The sequence below is a fragment of the Yimella sp. RIT 621 genome (assembly GCF_004146205.1).
In the GTDB taxonomy this organism is placed as follows: Bacteria; Actinomycetota; Actinomycetes; order Actinomycetales; family Dermatophilaceae; genus Yimella; species Yimella lutea.
Genome location: NZ_SEIP01000010.1, coordinates 84,026 through 107,126, shown reverse-complemented (window position 1 = coordinate 107,126; position 23,101 = coordinate 84,026). Strand labels below are relative to the sequence as shown.

Genomic DNA, 23,101 nt, shown 5'->3' with positions numbered 1-23,101 from the left:
GTAGCGGCTTAGGCTGGCCAGGTGCTGCGTCGACTGTTCACCCTGCGCTGGACCGCGTTGCTGATCCTGCTCGCAGTGGTCGTCGGCGGCATGGGTTTCGCCGGGCTGTGGCAGCTCAACGTGGCCAAGGATCGCGGCACCAACCAGGAGGTCGCCAAGGCCCCGACCAAGCCGGTGGTCCCGATCACCGAGCTGCTGAAACCGCACGAGACGTTTCCTGCGATCGAGTCGTCCCGCCGCGTCACCGCACAGGGCCGTTACGAACCCGACAAACAGTTCCTGGTCGCAGACCGCCGCCTCGACGGGCAGTCCGGCTACTGGGTCGTGACGCCCATGATTCAGCGGACGACGGGCGCCCGACTGGTGATCCTGCGGGGATTCGTGACCTCCCCGTCCGCCGCCTCGAAGCCGACGCGCATCGATGTAACGGTGACCGGCGGTATGGCGCCGGGTGAATCTCCTTCTGTCGGAACGTATCCCGCGGGACAATCGGGTTCGATCGACCTTCCGGCCAAGCTCAACGAGTGGGGCGGAGACCTCTACAACGCCTTCCTGTTCGCGCTCGAGGAGAAGCCGAATGCGACGGACGACTCGATCACCCGCGTCCCGCCACCCCCGCCGAACCCGACGCACGGGTTCCGGTTCGTGAACCTGATGTACGCCTTCCAGTGGTGGGTCTTCGCGATCTTCGCCATCTACGTCTTCTGGCGGATGTTGCGCGACGACGTGTACGGACCACCCGAGCGTCGCCGCCGCCCGACGTCCACCGACAATGAACCGACCGCCGTCGAGGAGAGCAATGTCTGAGCAGTACCCGACCGAGGACACACAGCGAGTCCGCAGCGCCCTGACCTTCTTCCGCATCACCGCGCTGATCGCCGGAGTCGCGCTGATCGTGTTGGTGGTGGAGATGGTGCTCAAGTACGGGATGGACAACGACGCCCTGTCGTGGTGGTCGCCGGTGCACGGGCTGCTGTTCATGGGTTTTGTCGCCGCCACCTACAACCTCGGCAGCAAGCTGCGCTGGCCCATGGGGCGCATGGTCGGATACATCCTCACCGCGTTCGTGCCACTGCTGTCGTTCTGGCTGGAGAAGAAGGTCACTCGCGAGGTGCAGGGGCAGCTGGCCGGGGCAGGGCACCCCGCTCGATAGACTCAAGCGGTGACCGCTCCGCTTCAGGAACACCCCGTCCTCGTCGTCGACTTCGGCGCCCAATACGCCCAGCTCATCGCACGCCGTGTGCGCGAGGCCAACCTCTACAGCGAGGTCGTCCCGCACACGATGAGCACGGCCGAGATGCTGGCCAAGCAGCCGGCCGCGATCGTGCTCTCCGGCGGCCCGTCATCGGTCTACGCCGAAGGTGCGCCCTCGCTCGAACCCGCCCTGTTGGACGGCGGCGTGCCGGTGCTCGGTATCTGTTACGGCTTCCAGGCGATGGTCAACGCGATGGGTGGCACGGTCGAACACACCGGACTGCGTGAGTACGGCGCCACCGAGGCGTCGATCACCGACACGTCCTCCACCTTGTTCAACGGTCAGCCCAGCGAGCAGTCGGTGTGGATGAGCCACGGCGACTCGGCGTCCAAGGCGCCGGACGGTGTCCGCGTCACCGCGACCACGCCGGGTGCCGAGGTCGCTGCATTCGAGGACGACGACCGCAAGCTCTACGGCGTGCAATGGCACCCGGAAGTCATGCACTCCACCTTCGGTCAGCGCGTGATGGAGAACTTCCTGTGGCGTGGCGCCGGTCTCGAAGCCGACTGGACCCCGGACGCGATGGTCGAGGAACTCGCCGCCGAGGTGAAGGAGAAAATCGGTGAAGACCGCGCGATCTGCGCTCTCTCCGGCGGCGTCGACTCGTCCGTGGCGGCAGCCCTCGTCCAGAAGGCCGTCGGCGATCAGTTGACCTGCGTGTTCGTCGACCACGGTCTGCTGCGTGATGGCGAGGCCGAGCAGGTGGAGAAGGACTTCGTCGCCGCGACAGGGGTCGACCTGGTCGTGATCGATGCGAAGGACCGCTACCTCGAGGCGCTCGCCGGAGTCAGCGACCCGGAGGAGAAGCGCAAGATCATCGGACGCGAGTTCATCCGCGTGTTCGAGCAGGCCGCCCGCGACATCGTGGCGGACCGTGGCGACGAGGAACACCCGGTCAAGTGGCTGGTGCAGGGCACGCTCTACCCGGACGTCGTCGAATCCGGTGGGGGTACGGGCGCTGCGAACATCAAGTCGCACCACAACGTCGGCGGCTTGCCCGACGACATCCAGTTCAAGCTGGTCGAACCATTGCGCTCGCTGTTCAAGGACGAGGTGCGCAAGGTCGGCCTCGAACTCGGCGTGCCCGAGGACATCGTCTGGCGCCAGCCGTTCCCGGGCCCCGGCCTCGGTATCCGAATCGTCGGTGAGGTCACGGCCGAGCGACTGGACATCCTGCGCGCTGCCGACAAGATCGCCCGCGAGGAACTCACCGCCGCCGGGCTCGACCGCGACATCTGGCAGTGCCCGGTGGTGTTGCTCGCCGACGTCCGCTCGGTGGGTGTGCAGGGCGACGGACGCACCTACGGTCACCCGATCGTGCTGCGCCCGGTGTCGTCCGAGGACGCGATGACCGCCGACTGGACGCGCGTGCCTTACGACGTGCTCGCCAAGATCTCGAACCGCATCACCAACGAGGTGTCCGAGGTCAACCGCGTCGTCCTGGACGTCACGAGCAAGCCGCCGGGAACCATTGAATGGGAGTGAGCTGATCCATCGACCCTGGGGTGGGAAGCCGCCGGGGACCATCGAGTGGAAGTGACTGTCTGACAACGGCCGCAATAACGACCGGATCCCTTGACTACGCCTGTAGTCAAGGGATCCGGTCGTTATTGCAACCGATCGAGATCAGTCGGCCATGTCCTCCAGTTCCATGCCCTTGGTCTCGCGCACCCACTTCTTGACGAAGATGAACGACAGCACCGCGAACACGGCGTAGATGCCGTACGTGATGCCGAGCGACACGTCGCGCAGCGACGGGAAGCTGACGGTGACGACCCAGTTGGCGACCCACTGGGCGCCGGCGGCCAGGGCGAGCGCAGCGGCGCGCATCCGGTTGGGGAAGGTCTCGCCGAGAAGCACCCAGACGATGGGTCCCCAGGACATGCCGAACGCGACCACGAACACGTTGGCCGCGACGAGGGCGGTGATGCCCTGCGCGTCGCTCAACTGTGGGGTGGCCTCGCCATCGACGGTGACGATCTTCGCGGTCTGGAACACGAACGCCATCACCGACAGTGAGACGGCCATTCCGGCAGAACCGATGAGCAGCAATGGTTTACGCCCGACCTTGTCGACGGTGGCGATTGCGATGAGCGTGGTGACGATATTGACGACCGAGGTGATGACGGTGATCTTGAACGAGTCCTGCTCGCTGAATCCGACGGCCTCCCAAAGCACGTTGGAGTAGTAGAAGATCACGTTGATGCCAACGAACTGCTGGAAGACCGACAACCCGATGCCGATCCAGACGATCGGCATGAGTCCGAGCGCGGGTCCCTTGAGGTCGGCCATCGACGGCTTGTCCTCGCGGTGCAGCGACCGCTGGATCCGGTCGATCTTCACCTCGAGGTTGCGCTGCCCGAGCAAGGTGGAGAGCACCTTGCGAGCTTCGGGGATCTTGTGGGTGGCGATCAGGTAACGCGGCGACTCAGGGATGGTGGTCGACAACAGTCCGTAGATCACCGCGGGGACGGCCATCGCGAGGAACATCCAACGCCAGGCCTCCAGCCCGAGCCAGAGCTCGTCGTGTGACGATCCTGCAGCAGCGGCGAGCAGGTAGTCGACCAGCAGCGAGGTGAAGATGCCGGTGACGATCGCGAGTTGCTGCAGGGACCCGAGTCGCCCACGGATACCTGCGGGAGCGATCTCGGCGATGTAGGCAGGCGCAATCACCGAGGCTGCACCGACGCCGAGACCGCCGACGATGCGGAACAACACGACCATCCACAGACTCTGGGCGAAACCGGTGCCGATCGCGCTGATGAAGAACAGAATGGCGGCGAGCTTCATGACCGACAGGCGCCCGACCTTGTCCGCCAGGCGTCCGGCGTACACAGCACCCGCCGCGGCGCCGAGCAGGGCGGACGCGACCGCGAATCCGAGGGAGGCGGAACCGACCTCGAACTTCTTCTCGATCGCGGAGACTGCACCGTTGATGACCGCGCTGTCGTAGCCGAACAGGAATCCGCCGAGCGCCGCGACGGACGCGATCCGGACGGCGCTCTTGCCACTTGCGGTGTCGGAGTCGTCGTAGATCGATTCCTCGTCCGAAACCGGGCCGTGTTCGCTCATGGCCGTCTCGCTTCCTACTGATGTGACGGGTGTGAGGGGTGGTGCCAGAGAACGCTACGCCTGGGCCAGGCGAGCAGGGGGGTTCTCGTCCGGCCAGGTGTGAGCGATCTGGCGGAGCAATTTGTCGGCATCGTGCGTTGAGCACGGTGATGTCCACGATCGACCGCACCCAGAACCTTCGCCGGACCTCGTCCCGCTCGACGCAGCCACCTGCTTCGGCAGTGTTCGTGCTGCTCGCAGCGATGCTCGGATCAGCGCTGACCGGTGCCGTCCTGGTGAAGGTGTTCCTGCACAATCTCGCCGGTGCCCGTCTGGACAACCGGTTGATGAGTTTCCTGGGGGGCCCACCCGAGGCGTTCGACCGGATCAACGCGTGGAGTGGCACCGTGTCACCGGTCACCGTCATCGCGATCCTGGCGGTGACGACATTCGTCGCGATCCGACGTGGTCGTCACGCAGTCGCTGCAGCTACCGTGCTGGCAGTCCTGGGTGCCACGGCGACTACTCAGGTGCTCAAGCACGCAGTGTTCGAACGCGTCGGCAGCCTGCCGAACTCACTGCCGAGCGGTCACACGACGGCGGCGATGTTGTGGGCCATCGGCGCCGTCCTTGTGTCATCGCGCGGTTGGCGCGCTGTCGTGACAGTCGTCGGCGCGATCGTGGCCAGCACGATCGGAGTCGGCACGATCGCCGGACGCTGGCACCGTCCGTCCGACATCGCCGCGGCGGCGGCAGTCTGCCTCGGTTGGGCCGCCCTCGCCGTCCTGGTCGCGACGCTCGTCCAACGCGGGGCCCGACCCGCACATTCGCGCCCGATGGGGGACTACCTGAAGATGCTCGGCGTGGTGGTCCTCGTGTCGTGCCTGGCCTTCTTCGCACTCGGTTTTGTGCTCGGCGGCCAGGGGATCGAACAGGTTGCAGCGCTGGCCGTCCTCCTCGGCATGGTGATCGTCTGCGCCGGCACCGTCACGCTGGTCGCGTGGCTGGCTGACCGCGAACTCGCCTGAGCCTCAGTCGTCCTCGGCCGCATGCGCGGCCTTGGGTCCCATCCACCATGCGAGCCAACCCAGTGCGCCGAGCGGGATCTCGGCCACGTTGGTGAAGATCGCGTAGAGCAGCGCGCCGGCCGCGGCGGAGGTGTGGTCGGCGCCCCAACTACCCAGCACCAGGATGATGCCGGCCTCGGCCACGCCCAGACCCCCCGGGGTGATGCCGACGGCGCGCAGCAGGCTACCGATGGCGTACGCGGCAAACAGGTCGGTCACCGGCAGGTCCACACCGACCGCCCGCATGATCTGCCAGAAGAGCACGAACCAGATCAGCAGTTGTCCGACCACCCCGAGCGTCATCGGGAACCAACCACGCCGGGTGAGGGCGGACATCCGCGACTGTTGGTCGACGAGCAGGTGCTCGAGGCGCGGTTGGCGACCTTTGCGCACCCGAGCGATGAGCGGGCTGACTCGGCGGTCCAGCCAGGAGCCGAGCTTTCGGGTACGGACCGGGCTGGTGAGCGCGACGATGAAGCCGACCAGGAGCAGCAGGCCGGCGACCCCGCCCCACCAGGCGCCGTTGCTCACCGCCGGTGGGAGGTCGTGCTTGTTGCGGGAAACCAGCACGATCCCGAGGAGCGGCAAGGCGATCCGCGCCAGGACGTTCCACACACCGCTGACGATGAGACCGGTGGAGATGGCCCGTCGTTTGAATCCCCACGACCGCAGGATCACCCAACTGGCGGCGAGCGCCGTCGCACCGCCGCCGGGCATCGTGTTGGCGACGGCAGAGCCGGTGACGTTGACGATCGCGGCCCGCGTATGAGTGATTCCTGGCCAGGACGCGGTGAGCGTGAAGGTGTAGATCCACAGGCCGGCCAGCATGAGCGCGGCGAATCCGAGCGAGGGGAGCAGACCGACCGTCTGCAGCCGAACTCCGATCTCCGTCCAGGTGGTCTTGGCCAGCCAGGGCAGCCCCCAGATGATGAGGGCGGCTGCCAGCCCCATCCCGAGCAGCGCGTTGACCGCGCTCTTCCAGGTGAACTTGGGCATCTCGGGCTGGACATCGATGGTGTCCTGCGCGAGTTCCATGTCGGGTTCGGTCATGCGAGCCCCGCGAAGACGTCCCGGGCGACCGGGCCCTCGTGGGCCGGGTCGACGAACCATTCGCGACCGAACACCAGGTCGTAGACCGGGCGCGGAATGCGAAGGAACGCCGCGAGCGTGCGGTCGCCGTCGTCCGCGGTTGCCTGGGACGCGTGCGCTGCCATCGCGGCGCGCTTGGCGGCGATGTGCCGGTGCACGTCGATTCGATGGGTGATGTTCCTGCGGGCGGTGAACGCCCGCTCGTAGACCTCGATGTCGAACGCGTCCGGGAAGGTGTAGACCTTCGACACAGCTTTGAGAGCGCCGACCAGAAGGTCGCGCGGAACGGTCGCCTCCAGCACCCGTTTCGTGCCCGCCATCTCGGCGGCGAGCGCACCGACCTCGTGCACCCGAACGTGGTCGCGGTGGCCGTAGCCGCCGCCCGAGTCGTAGCTGGTCAGGACGTCGGCGTCCTCCTCGTCGAGCACCTCGGCCAGCCGTCCGGCGGCCTCGTCCGCGGACGCGGTGACGAACCCGTTGTCAGGAGCTCGGCCTTCCATCCCCGAATCGGCGTAACCGAGGTGGACGACACGGGCCACCCCGAGTGCGTCCGCGCTGCGCCGGAGTTCGGCGAGCCGGCGCGCGCCGAGCCCGCCGTCGTCCCGATATTCACCTGCCGCCAAACCGAGCCCCCCGTCGGTCGCTGTCACGAGCACCACCCGGTGCCCTGCGGCGGCGGCCTTGGCCATCGTGCCGCTTGTGAGCAGGGCTTCATCGTCAGGGTGTGCGTGGAACGTCACCAGTGTGTGCGACATCGCGGACATTCTCGCGCATGACATGCTTACGCCCGTGAAGGTGGCCCTGTTGTCGGACTGCTACCTGCCCAGGCTGGGCGGTATCGAGGTCCAAGTACACGATCTGGCCCGTCACCTCACCCGCGCCGGGCACGAGGTTGTCGCCTTCACCGCCACCCGCGAGCCGGGCCAGCGACGCAACGAACTCGAGATCATCGACGGTATCCCTGTGCACCGCTTGGCGATTCCGATGCCGCACGGCCTGCCGATCAACCCGCTCGCCCCGCCGACGTTGCGTCGTCTGCTGCGTGCGGGACAGTTCGATGTGGCCCACGTCCATATGGGGGTCGTTGCGCCGTTCTCGATGGACTGCGCCCGGGTCGCGCTCGACCTGGATCTGCCGACCGCCGTCACCTGGCACTCGCTGCACGCCCGGATGGAGGCGCCGATCCGCCTGGCGGGTTATGTCGCGCGGTGGGCCAAATCGGGTGCCGCGCTGTCTGCGGTCTCCGGTGTCGCGGCGGCGCCGGTGATGTCGCTGGCCGGTCTGCAGCACAAGGTCGCGATCCTGCCCAACGGCATCGACACCCAGCAGTGGGCACCGTTGCCGCGTGCGCCCAAGAGTCCGGACGAGCCGGTACGCATCGTGTCGGCGATGCGTCTGATGGGTCGCAAGCGCCCCCTCGAACTGCTCGACATCGTGCACGAGGCACGCCGTCAGGTGCCGGACGTCGACGTTCGGCTCGAGGTACTGGGGGAGGGACCGCTGCGCGGAAAGGTCGAGAGCAAAGTGAGGCGCCTGCGTGCGCAGAACTGGTTCAGCGCGCCCGGACGAATGACGCGGATGCAGGTGCAGGAGCGGTATCGCCTCTCCGACATCTACATCGCGCCGGCGGAGCTCGAGGCCTTCGGTATCGCGGCGCTCGAGGCACGGACCACCGGGCTCCCGATCGTGGCGCCGCGCAAGAGCGGGGTGTCGGAGTTCGTGGAGCATCGCGTCAATGGCCTGCTCGCGGGCGACGACGCCGGTATGTCGGACGCGCTCGTCCGGCTCCTCACCGACGTCTCGATGCGGGAGAAGATGATCGCGCACAACACGTCGGTGCTGCCGAAGGAGTCGTGGCCGAGCGTCGTGCAGATGGTCGAGGCGGAGTACGAGCGCGCGATCGAGCAGATGAACGAGCGCTAGAACAGACGCTTTTCCCTCACCTCATGGGCTTCTTCCAGATCAAGCAGGAAACGCTTGCGATCCATGACCCAGTGACCGAGGTAGTAGATGCCGACGATCGAGTCATCGTCCGCGACGATCGTCAGCTATCCGATGACGGACTCCAGTACGCAGTGCTTCATCATGACGTGTAGACGCTGGAGCAGCCTCGGATGTGAGTCGGTCTGAATCGTCGGAACCGCTTTCGTTTGGACCCGTTGCGTTGTCTACTGGGGTATGTCCTTCGTCCGCCCGGTGGTCGCCGACTCATGGCGCCGTTCGCTCGACGCCGGCGTTCGCGCGAGCGAGGAGCAGGCACCGCTGGTGCTCAGTGGCGGCTCGCTCGAGGACTATCGCCGCGCGCATCCGCTGTGGCGCGCGATGCCGGTGCTGCACGACGTGCTCGAACAGGCGATCGTCGATTGCGATGCGCTGTTGGCGGTGGCCGACGAGAACGGGCAGTTGCTGTTCGTTCGGGGGAGCAACGACGCGCTCGACAAGGCGGAGCGGATCGGTTTCGCAGAGGGTGCCTCCTGGGACGAGCGGGTGGTCGGCACGAACGCGCCCGGCACCGCGATCGCGCTCGGCGAGCCGGTCGTCGTCCGCCAGCAGGAACATTTCCTGGAGTCGGTGCACCGCTGGTCGTGCGTTGCGGTGCCGATCCGCGACCCGCACAGCGGCGGGGTCATCGGTGCCGTCGACGTCACCGGCGCAGACCACATCGTCGTCCCGCAGACGATGGCGATGCTGCGTGCCGCGGCCCGATTGGCCGAGATGGAGTTGCACCGCATCGGTTCGCCGGCCCCCACCGGGGTGCGTCTCAGCGGGCTCGGGGTCGACTCGGCGGTGGTGTCCGTCGGCGAGCGCACGGTCGCTTTGAGCCCGCGCCACAGCGAGATCGTCACCCTGCTGGCCGGTCGCGCCGACGGCATGTCGGGCGATGAGATCGCTTGCGGCCTCTACGAGTTCGAGTCGGGTCGATCGACCGTGCGGGCCGAACTGCAACGGCTGCGGACGGTGCTCGGCGACGACCTGTTCGCCTCCCGGCCCTATCGACTGCTCATGCCGGTGCACAGCGACTGGTCGGTCGTGCTCGACCTGTTGGAGCAGGGCGACGTCGCCGGAGCCGTGCAGCGATACCGCGGCCCGTTGCTGCCGCGCTCGGACGCACCGGGCGTCGTCGAACTGCGCGAGCGGGTGCATGCGGCGCTCGCAGCCGCGGTGCGGTCGAGCGGACGCAGCGACCTGCTGATGTCGTGGACGCGGCACCCGTGGGGAGCCGACGACCACGAGGCGTGGGCCGCCCTCGCCGGCTTGCTACCGATCGGGTCACCGATGCGCTCGGTGGCGCAGGCGCACCTCCAACGTCTGGCCTGACCCGGCCGCTACCGTCGGCGGGATGACCGCGTTCCGCTGATCGGACCGCCCGACGAAGGCGGCGCAGATGTTGCAACGTCGATGCAACGTCGACGTGATTAGCGTCACACCCATCGCACCAACAACGACGATGGGAGACAGCGATGCCTGTGTTCGAGCGCCCCGGCACGTCCGGTTCGAAGATCAAGGTCGAGGACCGATACGGCCACTACATCGGCGGCGAGTTCGTCCCGCCCAAGAAGGGCGAGTACTTCGACAACTACGCCCCGCAGACCGGACAGGTGTTCACCCAGGTGGGTCGAGGCACCGCCGAGGACATCGAAGCTGCGCTCGACGCGGCCCACAACGCGGCCGACTCGTGGGGACGCACCTCCGCCACCGACCGCTCGAACATTCTGCTGAAGATCGCCGACGTCATGGAGGCGAACCTCGAGGACATCGCGGTCATCGAGTCCTGGGACAACGGCAAGGCCGTGCGCGAGACGCTCGCCGCCGACATCCCGCTCGCGATCGACCACTTCCGCTACTTCGCCGGAGCGCTGCGCGGCCAGGAGGGCAGCATCAGCGAGATCGACGAGAACACGATCGCGTACCACTTCCACGAGCCGCTGGGCGTCGTCGGCCAGATCATCCCGTGGAACTTCCCGATCCTGATGGCGGTGTGGAAGCTTGCCCCGGCGCTCGCCGCCGGCAACGCGGTCGTGTTGAAGCCGGCCGAGCAGACCCCGTGGTCGATCCTCAAGCTCGCCGAACTCATCGGTCCCCTGCTTCCCCCGGGCGTGCTCAACATCGTCAACGGGTTCGGCACCGAGGCCGGCAAGCCGCTGGCCTCCAGCCCGCGCATCGCCAAGATCGCCTTCACCGGCGAGACCACGACCGGCCGGTTGATCATGCAGTACGCCAGCCAGAACATCATCCCGGTGACCCTGGAGCTCGGTGGCAAGTCGCCGAACATCTTCTTCGACAGCGTCGCCTCGCAGAACGACGCGTTCTACGACAAGGCGCAGGAGGGCTTCGCGATGTTCGCCCTCAACCAGGGCGAGATCTGCACCTGTCCCTCGCGCGCGCTCGTCCAGAGTTCGATCTACAGCGACTTCATGAAGGACGCTGTTGCTCGCGTCGAGAAGATCAAGATGGGCAACCCGCTCGACACCGAGACCACGATGGGTGCGCAGGCGTCCAACGACCAGCTCGAGAAGATCAAGAGCTACCTCGACATCGGCAAGCAAGAGGGCGCGAAGGTGCTCACCGGCGGCGACGTCGCCTCGCTCGGGGGCGATCTCGACGGCGGCTACTACGTGCAGCCGACGGTGTTCGAGGGCGACAACTCGATGCGGATCTTCCAGGAGGAGATCTTCGGGCCGGTCGTCTCGGTCACCAGCTTCGATGAGGAGGCCGACGCGCTGAAGACCGCCAACGACACCCTGTACGGCTTGGGTGCCGGCGTGTGGTCGCGCGACGGCGCGCAGGCTTACCGGATGGGCCGCGGCATCAAGGCCGGACGCGTCTGGACGAACTGTTACCACGCCTACCCGGCGCACGCCGCGTTCGGTGGCTACAAGCAGTCCGGCATCGGCCGCGAGAACCACAAGATGATGCTCGATCACTACCAGCAGACGAAGAACCTGCTCGTGTCCTACTCCCCGGACGCGCTCGGATTCTTCTGACAGACAGCCGAAAGTCCGCAGGACGAGCGAGTCGACCCGCGCGTCCTGCGGACTTTCGCATCCAGCCGCAGGCAAGCACGAACGGAAGTGCACACATGACTGACGAACCGATGGTGGCGAGCACCGCACTCGAACGGGTGGCGTTCACGGATGCTGCGGCAGACCTCGTCCGCACCCTGGTCGAACGCAACGGGCCGGTGATGTTCCACCAGTCCGGCGGATGCTGCGACGGCAGCGCGCCCATGTGTTACCCGGACGGCGACTTCATCATCGGCGACGTCGACGTGCTGCTGCAGGAGGTCGAGATCGACGGCGTCGACAAACCGGTGCCGTTCTACATGAGCGAGTCGCAGTACGAGTACTGGAAGCACACCCACCTCACCGTCGATGTGGTGCCCGGACGCGGGAGCGGGTTCTCGTTGGAGGCGCCCGAGGGTGTCCGCTTCCTCATCCGGTCGCGGATGTTCAGCGAGGACGAGTTGGAGCAGTTGCGATTGCTGTAGGCCCGCTCGAAAGTCCGCAGTTCCGCAGGGCTGACCCGCGAGTCCTGCGGACTTTCGCTCAGTGCCAGCCGTCCGGGTGTGCGCCGCCGGGCAGGTCGGCGTCCGGGTCGTACGGCGTCCGGGTGAACCGGAAGCTGCCGAGATCGAGGTACTGCGCGCCATCCTCGACGTGCATCTGCAGTCGCTCGCCGGCGTAGTAGTCCTCCAGCCCGACCCAAACGCCCTCCCTCATCGCGAACCGGGAACCGCGGCCGACTCGTACCGGACGAAGTTCGAGGACGCCGCCGTGCAACGTTGCAACATGCTCCCGCGGCCCCCAGAACCAGGTTCCCGTGATGTCGAGTGACTCGATGGATCCCGTTGCGGTCCACGGCTCATCGTCGCGTGGACTCAGCTCGTCGAACCGCTTGAGCAGGTCGTAACCCAGGTCGAGATCGAAGTTGCCGGTCGTGTTTGCCTGCACGGCGAAGCCGTCCCCGGTCACTGGGTCGATGCGGAGCGCCGCAAGGTAGCCGGGCATCGAACCGCCGTGGCCGATGAACCGGCGTCCGTCGATGTTGAAGACGTCCAGGCCGAGCCCGTAGGCGCGCGACCAGCGTCCGCCCGGTGTGTCGTCGACGACGCCGGGGACGTGCATGTCGAGGCGGAGGTCGTCGGGCAGAACGCGTTCGTCACCACGTGCGAGGAACCGCGCCCAGGCCGCGAGATCGCCGACGGTCGACCACAACTGGCCGGCAGGGGCCATCGCTCGGGAATCGTGTGTGGGTTCGTCGTGCAGCAGATCGGCGTGCGGGTGGACCGCCCATCCGGGTGCGGCGTCGTCCGGTCGTTCGTAGGTCGTGCGGGTCAGCTCGAGCGGGTCGAGGATTCCGTTTCGGACGGCATCGAACCAGCACGAATCTCGGTGCCGGGCAACGAGTTCACCGGCGACCGCGTACCCGACGTTGGAGTAGTGGAACCGTGCTCCGGGACGGTGCGCCCGGCGCACGCTGGGCAGCAGTTGCTTCCAGGTGAGGCCGTCGCTGCGTTCCCACCATGGCCCCTGCGTCTCGGCATGGAGTCCGCTGGAATGGTTGAGCAGCGACCCGACGGTGACCCCCCGCACGGACTCGTCCAGCTCCGGAAGGTGGTCGGTGATCGGGTCGTCGAGGGCGACTGCGCCGTCTCGCACCAATTGCAGGACGGCGACGGCGACGAAGGTCTTGGTGATCGATCCGATCCGGTACGGCGTCTGCGGGGTCGCGGTAGGGGAGCCGGGGCGTCCGGTCGGATGCCCGGCGGCATCCGACCAGACGACCTCACCGTCACGGATCAGCGCAATCGACACCGACGGTGCACGGTGCCGGCGTTGGCGGGTGATCAGTTCATGGCGCAGCGAAGACTCGATTTCCACCGGATCATCCAATCAGGGGCGCACGCTTCTTCGGCGATTCCCTTGTCGGCGAGGTGGCCTGGGGCTGTGATCGTCTGGCTCGACCGAGCGAACCACCCGCACTGGATCGAGGTCCCGGACGTTGCCGGCTCGGTCGATCACAACACCTCCTACTTCTCCGACCTGCAACGCAGGTCCGTGACCGAGTGGTTGACCAAGCAGGTCGGCCCGGACTCATCGTTCAGCCTCGAACGCAGGACGCCGGCGAGCACGGTGGGCCTGGCGTTCGGACTCGCCGCCTTGGCGTTCATCGTCTTCGGGCCGAGACCGGTGCGCGGCACCCGCTGGTACTGGTTCTGGATCGCGGGCGTCCCACTCGGACTGGGGTTCGCTGCCTACGCGGTGCGGGAATTGATGCATCCCGAGGTCGTTCGACCCCGCCGTTCGGGCTTCGACGGGTTCGTCACCACGATCATCTGCGGCTTCGTGCTCGCGGGCCTGACCATGACGGCCGCTTGGCTCGTGCCGCGCCTGTGAACGAAAGTCCGCGCGCTCAGCGAGTCGGCCCGCGAGTCATGCGGACTTTCGGCTAGAGCGAGATCCAGTAGCGGCGCTTGTCCTTGCGCACGTCCTCCAGCACACCGCCGCATCGCTCGATCGTGCGTCGAGAAGCCTCGTTGTCCTCGTCGCAGGTCACCAGCACCCGGGCCAGTCCGTGCTCGCGCGCCGTGCCGAGCGAGGCAGCGAGTGCCGCAGTCGCGACCCCACGCCGACGGGCTGACGGGCGCACGCCATAGCCGATGTGCCCACCCTCCTCGAGCAGGAAGTCGTTGAGGCGGAGGCGGAGGCTGAGCGAGCCCAGCACCTGATCCGGGTCGGTGTCATCGACGATCCAGTACAGCGCGGCGGGGACGAAACCCTCCGGGGGGTCGGTGAGGTTACGACGTTGCTGTGCCAACCACCGTCCGAAGCCGTCGGGGTCAGCGAGCTCCTTTGCGGTGAACCCGAAGATCGAGTAGCCGTGCACATGATCGCCGCCGAACTCGGCGATCGACTTAAACCATGAGTCGCGGAGAGCTTCGGACGGTTCGACCAGGCGGATCATGGTGGCGAGGCTATCCGGCGCTTTCGCCGAGGGTTCGGGGTGTCGTGACGGCGGCACATGCTGGGCACACTTTTGCGATGATCGGCGCAGACTTCGGGGTCGTCGGTGGCGCGACGTACCCTGGACGGTGAGATGAGCAGCTTGTTCGACGACCTTCCCCTGCCCGGCCTGACCCCCGATTCGGCGTCACCGCACCGCGCGCCCGGTTCCTCCGGCGCGGCGACGGACGTCGACGAGCACGGCGTCCCCACCTGGGCGAGCCTGGGCCACGACGCGCCCGAACAACCCCGGGAGCGGCCGAACCGTCCGACCATGCGTGACCCCGAGTCGCTGATCGAAGGACTTAACCCCCAGCAGAAGGAAGCCGTGCTGCACCACGGCTCGCCGCTGCTGATCGTCGCCGGTGCCGGCTCCGGCAAGACACGCGTGCTCACCCACCGCATCGCGCACCTGATGGGTGCGCGTGGCGTCCAGCCCGGTCAGATTCTCGCCATCACCTTCACCAACAAGGCCGCCGCCGAGATGCGCGAACGCGTCGAGGCGCTGGTCGGCCCCGCCGCCAAGATGATGTGGGTGTCAACCTTCCACTCCGCGTGCGTGCGCATCCTGCGCCGCGAGGCGACCAAGGTCGGTCTGAAGTCGACCTTCTCCATCTACGACGCGGCCGACAGCCAGCGACTGATGGCGATGGTCATGCGCGACATGGATCTCGACCCCAAGCGTTTCCCGCCGCGCTCCTTCAGCCACCAGGTGAGCAACCTCAAGAACGAGTTGATCGACGAGGAGACCTACGCCGGACAGGTGGGGGAGGGCACGCATCAGGAGCGGATGCTCGCGGAGGCGTACACGATGTACCAGCGCCGCCTGCGGCAGGCGAACGCGCTCGACTTCGACGACCTCATCATGACCACCGTCCATGTGCTGCAGGCCTTTCCGGACGTCGCCGAGTACTACCACCGCCGTTTCCGGCACGTGCTGGTCGATGAGTACCAGGACACCAACCACGCGCAGTACCAACTGGTGAAGGAGTTGGTCGGGCACGGTACGGACGATCCGGCCGTCGGTCAGGTGCCGCCCGCCGAACTCTGTGTCGTCGGTGACGCCGACCAGTCGATCTACGCCTTCCGCGGCGCGACGATCCGCAACATCGTGGAGTTCGAGCAGGACTACCCGGACGCACGCACCATCTTGCTGGAGCAGAACTACCGCTCGACGCAGACCATCCTGCAGGCGGCCAACGCGGTCATTGAGAAGAACGAAGGACGCCGCCCGAAGAACCTCTGGACCGACTCCGGTGACGGGTCGATGATCACCGGCTACGTCGCCGACTCCGAACACGACGAGGCGGCCTTCGTAGCCCGCACCATCGACACGCTCGGTGACGACCATGGGGTGCGTCCGGGCGACGTCGCCGTGTTCTACCGCACTAACGCTCAGTCACGCGCGTTGGAAGAAGTGTTCGTTCGCGTCGGGCTGCCGTACAAGGTCGTCGGCGGCACCCGCTTCTACGAACGCAAGGAGGTCAAGGACGCGCTCGCCTATCTGCGCGTCGTCTCCAATCCGCTCGACACGGTTAACCTGCGCCGCATCCTCAACACTCCCAAGCGCGGCATCGGTGACCGTGCCGAAGCCTGCGTCTCCGCGCTCGCCGAGCGTGAACGGATCACTTTCATCGCCGCGCTCGGCCGAGCGGCGGACGCCCCCGGCATCGCCACCCGATCGGTGGCCGCGATCGAGAACTTCACCTCGATCCTCGAACAGTTCCGGATGGCCCGCGAGACCGAGGGCAACGGCATCGGCGACCTGCTCGAGGTGATCCTCGACAAGTCCGGCTATCTCGCCGAACTCCGTGCCAGCCATGACCCGCAGGACGAGACTCGTATCGAGAACCTCGCCGAACTGGTCGCAGTCGCAAGGGAATTCGACGAGTCTTATCCCGAAGGGTCGCTGGAGGACTTCCTCGAGCAGGTCTCGCTGGTGGCCGACGCCGACGAGATCCCGAAGGGTGACGAGAACGACAAAGGCGTCGTCACGTTGATGACTCTGCACACCGCGAAGGGCCTGGAGTTCCCGGTCGTGTTCCTCACCGGGATGGAGGACGGCACGTTCCCGCATATGCGGGCTCTGGGTGATCCGAAGGAACTCGAGGAAGAACGCCGGCTCGCCTATGTCGGCATCACCCGAGCAAGACAGCGATTGCACATTTCGCGGGCGGAGGTGCGGTCTGCCTGGGGTGCACCGCAGTACAACCCGCCCTCGCGGTTCCTCGACGAGATCCCGCGTCACCTCATCGACTGGGTGCGGGTCGCGACCACCGGAATGCGTCCGTCATCCACGCCTGCTGTCGCCCGTCTCGCCGCGCGTCCGGGTGTGAAAAGCCCTGGTAATCATCCGATTCCGTCACTCGACGCAGGTGACCGTGTCAGTAGCGACTCCTTCGGGTTGGGCACCGTCGTCCGGCTCGAAGGCAGCGGGGATCGTACGATCGCACACATCGACTTCGGCGGTGACTACGGCGTGAAGCGTCTTGCGCTGCGGTACGGCAAGGTCGAGAAGATCTGAGAACAACGAACAAACCCCACCGCCGAACGGCGATGGGGTTTGTTCGTCGAGAGATCAGAGCAGGCCGCGCGCGGACAGCCAGCCGTACGGGTTGATCGCCACACCGCCGATGTGGATCTCGAGGTGCAGGTGCGGGCCGGTGGAGTTGCCGGTGTTGCCGGACCAGCCGATCATCTGGCCGGCAGCGACCTGCTGGCCCGGGCTGACCGCGAAGCCGGACATGTGCGCGTAGACCGCGCTCACACCGTTGCCGAAATCGATGTTGACGCGCATGCCCTGGCCGCCGTACCAACCGACAGCGGTCACGGTGCCGGACGACATCGAGCGCAGCGGGGTGCCCACCGGGACCGACAGGTCGATACCGCCGTGGTTCGTGGAACCGATGCCGCCGGGGGAGTTGCGGTAGCCGAAGCCGGAGGTGAAGACACCTGCGCAGCCGGCGATCGGGCAGACGTAACCACCGCTGTTGGTGTTGACAGCTGCCGGTGCACCGGTGGCCCGCTGCGGCGCGCGAGCTGTCGAGCTCACCGGGCCGTTGCCGGCGGAGGCGCCGTACTGCTGGGTGGGCGCCGGCAGGCCGGTGGCCGCCTGACGCGTCGGCTGCTGCTCGAGGCGCGGCGCCGCAAGGGCCTTCGGCGGTTCGACGTGGTCGCGTGCGGTGGTGGCCGTGCTCATGGCCGCGACCGCGGCCTTCTGCTTCGCGGTGGCCTTGAGCGTCTTCGCCCGTGTCTGGGCGGCAGTCTTGGCCTTGGCGCGGGCCGTGACGGCCGCCCTCACCTTGGCGTCGACCGCGGCAGAAGCGCGGGTCGCGCTGCGCGACACCGACTGGTTCTGCGCTGTGACGGTCCACGAGTTCACCGCTTCGACGGTGCCGACCGTCGTCGGCCCCGTGGCGTAGGTGGCCCCGTTCGCCGTGCTGACCGCCCCCGCAGCCACAGCACCGGCAACAACGGCCGTCGTCGGGAGGATGACCTTCCCTCGCTTGATGAACGAGGGACCGGACTGGCGATGCCGCCCTTTGTAACGAGTCAAAACAGGGACCAACTTCTTCTCTTCGGGGGCCGAGCGGGGAACACCGTACCGTGATCATCCCGTGACATTCCAATCCCCAAGAAAATCTGTGAACAACACCACAATGCGATTGAACCCGCCCGCAGGTCTACGCTTGAGAGCATGAACGATTCGGCGCCGTCCGCAGCAGTTTCTCCCGAGTCCACGGCTGATCAGGCTGTTTCCCCGTTGCGTGTCGTCGTGGCCAAGCCCGGGCTCGACGGACATGACCGCGGTGCAAAGGTTGTGGCCCGTGCCCTGCGTGACGCCGGCATGGAGGTCATCTACACCGGCCTGCACCAGACGCCCGCGCAGATCGTCGAGGCGGCGATCCAGGAGGACGCCGACGCCATCGGGATGTCGGTGCTCTCGGGAGCGCACATGACGTTGTTCGCCGAGGTGATGAAGCTGCTCGCGGCCAAGGATGCCGAAGACATCGTGGTGTTCGGTGGCGGCATCATCCCCGAGGAGGACATCCCGGCCCTGGAAGGTCTCGGAGTCGCCACAGTTTTCACTCCCGGCGCAACCACCACGGACATCGTGGAATGGACTCGGACCCACGTGGGCGGCGTCACAGCCGAGGGCTAGAGTGCGAGGCGGAAATCCCTTTGAACCCCGAGAAGAGGATGGATTCCGCGTGGATCTTTTCGAGTACCAAGCGCGAGACATGTTCGAGGCGCACGGCGTCCCGGTCCTGGCCGCCAAGACCGCCACGACTGCGGCTGAGGCCAAGGCAGCTGCCGAGGAGATCGGAGCCAAGTCCGGCGGTGTGACCGTCGTCAAGGCCCAGGTCAAGACCGGTGGACGCGGCAAGGCCGGCGGCGTGAAGGTCGCCAAGACCGCCGACGAGGCGGAGCAGTACGCCGAGCAGATCCTCGGCATGGACATCAAGGGCCACACCGTCGGCACCGTGATGATCGCCCAGGGCGCGAAGATCGCCGAGGAGTACTACTTCTCGATCCTGCTCGACCGTGCGAACCGCAGCTACCTGGCCATGTGCTCCAAGGAGGGCGGCATGGACATCGAGCAGCTCGCTGTGGAGCGCCCGGAAGCTCTGGCCAAGGTGAACGTCGACCCCAACGTCGGCATCGACGAGGCCAAGGCGAAGGAAATCGTCGACGAGGCCGGCTTCGACGCCGAGACCGGCGCGAAGATCGTCCCCGTCCTGCAGAAGCTGTGGGAGGTCTACTCGGGCGAGGATGCAACGCTCGTCGAGGTCAACCCGCTGGTGAAGACCGAGGACGGCGAGATCGTCGCTCTCGACGGCAAGGTCTCACTCGATGCGAACGCCGACTTCCGCCACCCCGAGCACGAGGCGCTGGAGGACAAGGCCGCGGCCGACCCGCTGGAGGCCAAGGCCAAGGCGATGAACCTCAACTACGTCAAGCTCGACGGCAACGTCGGCATCATCGGCAACGGCGCCGGCCTGGTCATGTCGACCCTTGACGTCGTTGCCTACGCCGGTGAGGAGCACACCGGCGGTAAGTCGAAGCCGGCCAACTTCCTCGACATCGGTGGCGGAGCCTCCGCCGAGGTCATGGCCAACGGCCTCGACGTCATCCTGAACGACGAGCAGGTCAAGTCCGTCTTCGTCAACGTCTTCGGCGGAATCACCGCCTGTGACGCAGTCGCCAACGGCATCGTCGGCGCACTGAAGACCCTCGGCGACGAAGCCAGCAAGCCGCTGGTCGTCCGCCTCGACGGCAACAACGTCGTGGAGGGCCGCAAGATCCTCGCCGACTTCAACCACCCGCTGGTCACCATCGAAGAGACCATGGACGGCGCTGCCCGCAAGGCCGCCGAACTGGCCGCGAACTGAACAGGACTGAAGACTCGTGTCGATTTTTCTCAACGCTGACTCCAAGGTCATCGTCCAGGGCATGACCGGCTCGGAGGGCATGAAGCACACCACGCGCATGCTCGCCTCGGGCACGAACATCGTCGGTGGCGTGAACCCGAAGAAGGCCGGCCAGACCGTCGATTTCGACGGTGGCGAGCAGGTCAAGGTCTTCGGTTCCGTGAAGGAAGCCATAGACGAGACCGGCGCGAACGTGTCGGTCGTCTTCGTGCCGCCGGCGTTCGCCAAGGCTGCCGTCATCGAAGCCGTGGACGCCGAGATGCCGCTGATCGTGGTCATCACCGAGGGCATCGCGGTGAAGGACTCCGCGGAGTTCTTCAACTACTGCAAGGACAAGGGCACCAGCCGCATCATCGGTCCCAACTGCCCCGGCATCATCAGCCCCGGACAGTCGAACGCCGGCATCATCCCGGCCGACATTGCCGGTCCGGGCAAGATCGGTCTGGTGTCGAAGTCCGGCACCCTGACCTACCAGATGATGTACGAGCTGAAGGACTTCGGCTTCTCCACCGCGATCGGTATCGGTGGTGACCCGATCATCGGCACCACCCACATCGACGCGCTCGAAGCTTTCGAGGCCGACCCCGAGACCGTCGCGATCGTCATGATCGGCGAGATCGGTGGCGATGCCGAGGAGCGCGCCGCGGCGTACATCAAGGACAACGTCTCCAAGCCGGTCGTCGGTTACGTCGCGGGCTTCACCGCCCCCGAGGGCAAGACCATGGGCCACGCCGGTGCGATCGTGTCCGGTTCGTCCGGTACCGCCCAGGCGAAGCAGGAGGCCCTCGAGGCCGCCGGCGTCAAGGTCGGCAAGACGCCGTCCGCGACTGCCGACCTCATGCGCGAGATCATGAAGAAGCTCGGCTGACCGAGTTCTTGTCGGGCCCGGAGACACTGTCTCCGGGCCTGATTCTTTTGGGTACGGCGCGCCTGAACGGCCTGCGCGGGCTCCCGCGTCACCATGGTTCGCGATGAGCCTGCTCGACCGTGTCACTCCTGCTGCCCGCACCGAATCGGATGGACGATCCGTCGGACGCGGCGCGCCGCCGTACGCGCTCGCGTTCGGTTACGGCGTGCTCGCTCCGGTGGCTTTCGCTCTGCTGTTGTTCGCGCCGGTGCTGGCGTCCTGGACGCTCGACCCGCGCACCTCGACGCAGTGGGCCGACGCTCTGGCGATCACCGCCTCCGGGGTCGGGCTGACGCTGCGCGGCTCGATCTCAGTGCCGCACAACGAGATCGAGGGCCTGCACTTCGCGCCGATGTTGCTGACCGCCCTGCTTCTGTTGCTCACCCGGTTCGCCTACCGACCCGTCCAGAGCGCTCTGGACGACGCGGACGCGGCCGGCGAGGAGCAACAGCGCACCCCGCTGGCGTTTCTTGCTGGCTTCGTGATCTCCTGTCTGGGCGTCACCGCCGTGTCGCTGTCCGGATCGGCTCCGGTGAAGTGGTGGAGCGTCCTGCCCGGAGCGATTCTGATCGCGCTTGCCGCGGTGATCTGGTCGATCCGGCGCGACGGCACGGGGGTGGAATTACCGTGGGCAGCGAAGCTCGCCGAGCGGCTGCACCTCAACGTCCGACGCTCGCTGCGTCCGGCGATCGAAGGAGTCGGCGTCCTGTTGACCGCGGGCGCCATGGTGACGTTCGTGCTGGTGATGACGCGGCTCGACCGGGTCGGCAAGGTCGCTGCGCTGCTCGATGTGCACGGCAGCGGGATCGCGTTGCTGTGGTTCGCGCAAGTGCTGGCGCTGCCGAACCTGATCCTGTTCGCGACCGGTTGGCTGACCGGCGCGCCGGTCGTGCTCGGTATGGGTGCGTTGAGCACCTCGTCGGCGACGGCCACCGTGCTGCCGAGCATCCCGGTGCTCGGCGCGTTGCCCGAACCCGGTGCCTTGCCGGGAGTCTTCCGGCTTGCCCTGCTGATCCCGGTACTGGCCGGCGCCTTCATCGGTTGGCGCGCCACGTGGTCCATGCCCGTGCTGACCCACCTGGGTCGCAAGCTGCAGGTGGCATCGTCTGCGGCGGTCCTCGGCGCGTTGGTGGTGTCGATCCTGTTGTGGTGGAGCCGCGCCGGGATGAACCCGGGCCAACTCGACCTCATCGGGCCGGCCATGACCTCGGCGCTCTGGGTTGCGGGGGAGTTGCTGGTCGGTGCTGTGATCGCAGCCGCAGCGGTGCACTACCGGCGTCGCCTGCGCTGAGGCGAAGGCCGGTCAGCGGCCGATCCGGGGCACCTTCGGTGCGTCGATCTCCACGGGTACGACACTGTCGAACACCTCGATCTCCCCGGCCCGGCGGATCCTGCGACCGCCCGGTCGGCTGACGAGGCTGCGGGCGATTTCGTAAGGGTCACCGTCGCGTTGTGTATGCACCCAACGGTCGGCCTGCTCGCTCAGCACCTCCAGGCACCGGGTCCGCAGGAAGTCCAGTTCGTGCTCGACGGCTTCGGTCGCGCTCCTACCGGTGACGGTGCCTTCGTCCGCCTTGGCCCCGACGAGATGCTCGGAGATCGAATGAGTCGGCAACGCCCGGGGATGAACCAGCGACGAACCGGTGTCGAGGCTGCGCGGCATCGTCTCGTCGAGGTAGTCGGGTTCCTCGCTGATGGTCTGACGACGTTCCAGCGCCTCGGCGTAGTCCAACAATGCACGCCCTGCGGTGTCGAGGGTCGCGGTGAGTTCGAGCAATCGGGTCGACAGATGAGCACTCGAGCGGACGAACGTCGCGAGTTCGTCGGCCGGTAGCTGGGTGACGACCGAGGCGGCAGCTGACAGGACGTTCACGCGCTGGCGGGTCAGCGGAGTCGTCTGATCGGCGAACCGCTTCGCGATCGCGCGGATCTGCGCCGGGTCGTCCAGCATCGGTGGAGTTGTCACTGGGCGCCCTCTTCGTGCGTGGCGGCCTGGGCGTGGACGAACTCGCTGAGTTGGGCAATGCCGTCGGCGATCCCGTCGGCCGTCCCGGCGGCGACCGCAAGACTTCGCGCGACCAGCGTGGACAACTCGTCGTCGACGATCTGGTCGGTCGGGACGGTGAATGTCTCGGCGACCGAGCGAATCACCGACTCCGAATGCTCGAGAACGACCGCCTGGGCACGCAACTCGCGTGGATCGGCGTCGAGAGCCGCGTCGCGATCGATCATGTGTCCCTTCCAACCGTTGTCTCGCCCGGCTGTCGGGGGCGATTGCGTCGTTCCTTCGAGGGTAC

Annotated in this window: 22 protein-coding genes; 14 read left to right on the top strand and 8 right to left on the bottom strand. The window is 66.8% G+C overall.

All coding sequences use genetic code 11. The annotated features are described in order from the left end of the window. The first annotated feature begins 21 nt into the window (after positions 1 to 21). Genes EU513_RS11040 through guaA form a run of 3 tightly spaced genes read left to right on the top strand, consistent with a single transcriptional unit; the run spans position 22 to position 2,740 of the window. Positions 22 to 807, top strand: coding sequence for an SURF1 family protein (locus tag EU513_RS11040; RefSeq protein ID WP_129625948.1), 786 nt, complete (start codon positions 22 to 24; stop codon positions 805 to 807). Then, the gene (locus EU513_RS11035) at positions 800 to 1,153 is read left to right on the top strand and encodes a DUF3817 domain-containing protein (RefSeq protein WP_129625947.1); all 354 of its coding nucleotides are present in this window, start codon (positions 800 to 802) and stop codon (positions 1,151 to 1,153) included. The genes EU513_RS11040 and EU513_RS11035 overlap by 8 nt, the downstream gene beginning before the upstream one ends. Positions 1,154 to 1,162: 9 nt before the next feature. Then, entirely contained in the window at positions 1,163 to 2,740 is a 1,578-nt protein-coding gene (gene guaA / locus EU513_RS11030; protein WP_129625946.1) for a glutamine-hydrolyzing GMP synthase, read from the top strand. 141 nt (positions 2,741 to 2,881) lie between these two features. Here the strand turns inward: guaA and EU513_RS11025 are convergent, their stop codons facing one another. Further along, positions 2,882 to 4,327, bottom strand: coding sequence for a sugar porter family MFS transporter (locus EU513_RS11025; protein WP_129625945.1), 1,446 nt, complete (start codon positions 4,325 to 4,327; stop codon positions 2,882 to 2,884). A gap of 149 nt (positions 4,328 to 4,476) precedes the next feature. Between EU513_RS11025 and EU513_RS15925 the strand changes: the two genes are divergently transcribed. Continuing rightward, positions 4,477 to 5,334: a phosphatase PAP2 family protein gene (locus EU513_RS15925; RefSeq protein ID WP_168990250.1), complete on the top strand. Its 858-nt coding sequence runs from the start codon at positions 4,477 to 4,479 to the stop codon at positions 5,332 to 5,334. Between the two features lie 3 nt (positions 5,335 to 5,337). On the opposite strand, the gene EU513_RS11010 is transcribed toward EU513_RS15925, so the two are convergent. Further along, complete coding sequence (locus tag EU513_RS11010; RefSeq protein WP_168990249.1) at positions 5,338 to 6,423, bottom strand: lysylphosphatidylglycerol synthase transmembrane domain-containing protein; 1,086 nt, start codon at positions 6,421 to 6,423, stop codon at positions 5,338 to 5,340. Then, positions 6,420 to 7,217, bottom strand: coding sequence for a PIG-L deacetylase family protein (locus tag EU513_RS11005; RefSeq protein WP_370447357.1), 798 nt, complete (start codon positions 7,215 to 7,217; stop codon positions 6,420 to 6,422). Before EU513_RS11005 ends, EU513_RS11010 begins: the two co-directional genes overlap by 4 nt. A 22-nt stretch (positions 7,218 to 7,239) precedes the next feature. Between EU513_RS11005 and EU513_RS11000 the strand changes: the two genes are divergently transcribed. From EU513_RS11000 to EU513_RS10985, 4 genes are all read left to right on the top strand, one after another. Continuing rightward, positions 7,240 to 8,385, top strand: coding sequence for a glycosyltransferase family 4 protein (locus tag EU513_RS11000; RefSeq protein WP_129625942.1), 1,146 nt, complete (start codon positions 7,240 to 7,242; stop codon positions 8,383 to 8,385). 255 nt (positions 8,386 to 8,640) lie between these two features. Continuing rightward, the gene (locus EU513_RS10995; RefSeq protein ID WP_129625941.1) at positions 8,641 to 9,780 is read left to right on the top strand and encodes a GAF domain-containing protein; all 1,140 of its coding nucleotides are present in this window, start codon (positions 8,641 to 8,643) and stop codon (positions 9,778 to 9,780) included. A 143-nt stretch (positions 9,781 to 9,923) separates the two neighbouring features. Next, positions 9,924 to 11,447 carry an aldehyde dehydrogenase family protein gene (locus EU513_RS10990; protein ID WP_129625940.1) on the top strand — a complete coding sequence of 508 codons (1,524 nt, stop codon included), beginning with the start codon at positions 9,924 to 9,926 and terminating at the stop codon, positions 11,445 to 11,447. 95 nt (positions 11,448 to 11,542) lie between these two features. Further along, the gene (locus tag EU513_RS10985; RefSeq protein ID WP_168990248.1) at positions 11,543 to 11,950 is read left to right on the top strand and encodes a DUF779 domain-containing protein; all 408 of its coding nucleotides are present in this window, start codon (positions 11,543 to 11,545) and stop codon (positions 11,948 to 11,950) included. A gap of 58 nt (positions 11,951 to 12,008) precedes the next feature. Here the strand turns inward: EU513_RS10985 and EU513_RS10980 are convergent, their stop codons facing one another. After that, a complete protein-coding gene (locus EU513_RS10980) occupies positions 12,009 to 13,343 on the bottom strand; it encodes a serine hydrolase (protein WP_129625939.1) in 1,335 nt (444 codons plus the stop codon). A 66-nt stretch (positions 13,344 to 13,409) separates the two neighbouring features. On the opposite strand from EU513_RS10980, the gene EU513_RS10975 reads away from it, so the two are divergent. Next, complete coding sequence (locus tag EU513_RS10975) at positions 13,410 to 13,859, top strand: hypothetical protein (RefSeq protein ID WP_129625938.1); 450 nt, start codon at positions 13,410 to 13,412, stop codon at positions 13,857 to 13,859. Between the two features lie 52 nt (positions 13,860 to 13,911). Here EU513_RS10975 and EU513_RS10970 read toward each other — a convergent pair whose 3' ends face one another. Further along, complete coding sequence (locus EU513_RS10970; protein ID WP_129625937.1) at positions 13,912 to 14,427, bottom strand: GNAT family N-acetyltransferase; 516 nt, start codon at positions 14,425 to 14,427, stop codon at positions 13,912 to 13,914. Between the two features lie 132 nt (positions 14,428 to 14,559). Here EU513_RS10970 and pcrA point away from each other — a divergent pair, with 132 nt between their 5' ends. Then, complete coding sequence (gene pcrA / locus EU513_RS10965) at positions 14,560 to 16,989, top strand: DNA helicase PcrA (RefSeq protein WP_129625936.1); 2,430 nt, start codon at positions 14,560 to 14,562, stop codon at positions 16,987 to 16,989. Positions 16,990 to 17,043: 54 nt separating this feature from the next. Here pcrA and EU513_RS10960 read toward each other — a convergent pair whose 3' ends face one another. Continuing rightward, complete coding sequence (locus EU513_RS10960; protein ID WP_129625935.1) at positions 17,044 to 18,021, bottom strand: M23 family metallopeptidase; 978 nt, start codon at positions 18,019 to 18,021, stop codon at positions 17,044 to 17,046. 141 nt (positions 18,022 to 18,162) lie between these two features. On the opposite strand from EU513_RS10960, the gene EU513_RS10955 reads away from it, so the two are divergent. The 4 genes from EU513_RS10955 to EU513_RS10940 all read left to right on the top strand — a co-directional run bounded on the left by EU513_RS10955 (position 18,163) and on the right by EU513_RS10940 (position 22,095). Continuing rightward, on the top strand, positions 18,163 to 18,627 hold the full coding sequence (locus EU513_RS10955; RefSeq protein WP_129625934.1) for a cobalamin B12-binding domain-containing protein: 465 nt from the start codon (positions 18,163 to 18,165) through the stop codon (positions 18,625 to 18,627). Positions 18,628 to 18,676: 49 nt separating this feature from the next. Beyond that, positions 18,677 to 19,858, top strand: a complete 1,182-nt coding sequence (gene sucC / locus EU513_RS10950; protein ID WP_129625933.1) for an ADP-forming succinate--CoA ligase subunit beta — start codon at positions 18,677 to 18,679, stop codon at positions 19,856 to 19,858. Between the two features lie 16 nt (positions 19,859 to 19,874). After that, positions 19,875 to 20,765, top strand: coding sequence for a succinate--CoA ligase subunit alpha (gene sucD, locus EU513_RS10945; protein WP_129625932.1), 891 nt, complete (start codon positions 19,875 to 19,877; stop codon positions 20,763 to 20,765). A 103-nt stretch (positions 20,766 to 20,868) separates the two neighbouring features. Further along, positions 20,869 to 22,095, top strand: coding sequence for a DUF6350 family protein (locus EU513_RS10940; protein ID WP_129625931.1), 1,227 nt, complete (start codon positions 20,869 to 20,871; stop codon positions 22,093 to 22,095). Between the two features lie 12 nt (positions 22,096 to 22,107). Here EU513_RS10940 and EU513_RS10935 read toward each other — a convergent pair whose 3' ends face one another. Both EU513_RS10935 and EU513_RS10930 read right to left on the bottom strand, forming a co-directional pair. After that, a complete protein-coding gene (locus EU513_RS10935) occupies positions 22,108 to 22,770 on the bottom strand; it encodes a hypothetical protein (protein ID WP_129625930.1) in 663 nt (220 codons plus the stop codon). Continuing rightward, positions 22,767 to 23,036 carry a hypothetical protein gene (locus EU513_RS10930; RefSeq protein WP_129625929.1) on the bottom strand — a complete coding sequence of 90 codons (270 nt, stop codon included), beginning with the start codon at positions 23,034 to 23,036 and terminating at the stop codon, positions 22,767 to 22,769. The genes EU513_RS10935 and EU513_RS10930 overlap by 4 nt, the downstream gene beginning before the upstream one ends. Positions 23,037 to 23,101: the final 65 nt, after the last annotated feature.

Coding starts and splice junctions, on each gene's coding strand:
- EU513_RS10985 (WP_168990248.1), top strand. CDS start 11,543: ATGACTGACGAACCGATGGTGGCGAGCACCGCACTCGAACGGGTGGCG.
- EU513_RS11010 (WP_168990249.1), bottom strand. CDS start 6,423: ATGACCGAACCCGACATGGAACTCGCGCAGGACACCATCGATGTCCAG.
- EU513_RS11035 (WP_129625947.1), top strand. CDS start 800: ATGTCTGAGCAGTACCCGACCGAGGACACACAGCGAGTCCGCAGCGCC.
- EU513_RS10940 (WP_129625931.1), top strand. CDS start 20,869: ATGAGCCTGCTCGACCGTGTCACTCCTGCTGCCCGCACCGAATCGGAT.
- EU513_RS11025 (WP_129625945.1), bottom strand. CDS start 4,327: ATGAGCGAACACGGCCCGGTTTCGGACGAGGAATCGATCTACGACGAC.
- EU513_RS10990 (WP_129625940.1), top strand. CDS start 9,924: ATGCCTGTGTTCGAGCGCCCCGGCACGTCCGGTTCGAAGATCAAGGTC.
- EU513_RS11000 (WP_129625942.1), top strand. CDS start 7,240: ATGCTTACGCCCGTGAAGGTGGCCCTGTTGTCGGACTGCTACCTGCCC.
- EU513_RS11005 (WP_370447357.1), bottom strand. CDS start 7,217: ATGTCGCACACACTGGTGACGTTCCACGCACACCCTGACGATGAAGCC.
- pcrA (WP_129625936.1), top strand. CDS start 14,560: ATGAGCAGCTTGTTCGACGACCTTCCCCTGCCCGGCCTGACCCCCGAT.
- EU513_RS10930 (WP_129625929.1), bottom strand. CDS start 23,036: ATGATCGATCGCGACGCGGCTCTCGACGCCGATCCACGCGAGTTGCGT.
- EU513_RS10955 (WP_129625934.1), top strand. CDS start 18,163: ATGAACGATTCGGCGCCGTCCGCAGCAGTTTCTCCCGAGTCCACGGCT.
- EU513_RS15925 (WP_168990250.1), top strand. CDS start 4,477: ATGTCCACGATCGACCGCACCCAGAACCTTCGCCGGACCTCGTCCCGC.
- EU513_RS10995 (WP_129625941.1), top strand. CDS start 8,641: ATGTCCTTCGTCCGCCCGGTGGTCGCCGACTCATGGCGCCGTTCGCTC.
- EU513_RS10970 (WP_129625937.1), bottom strand. CDS start 14,427: ATGATCCGCCTGGTCGAACCGTCCGAAGCTCTCCGCGACTCATGGTTT.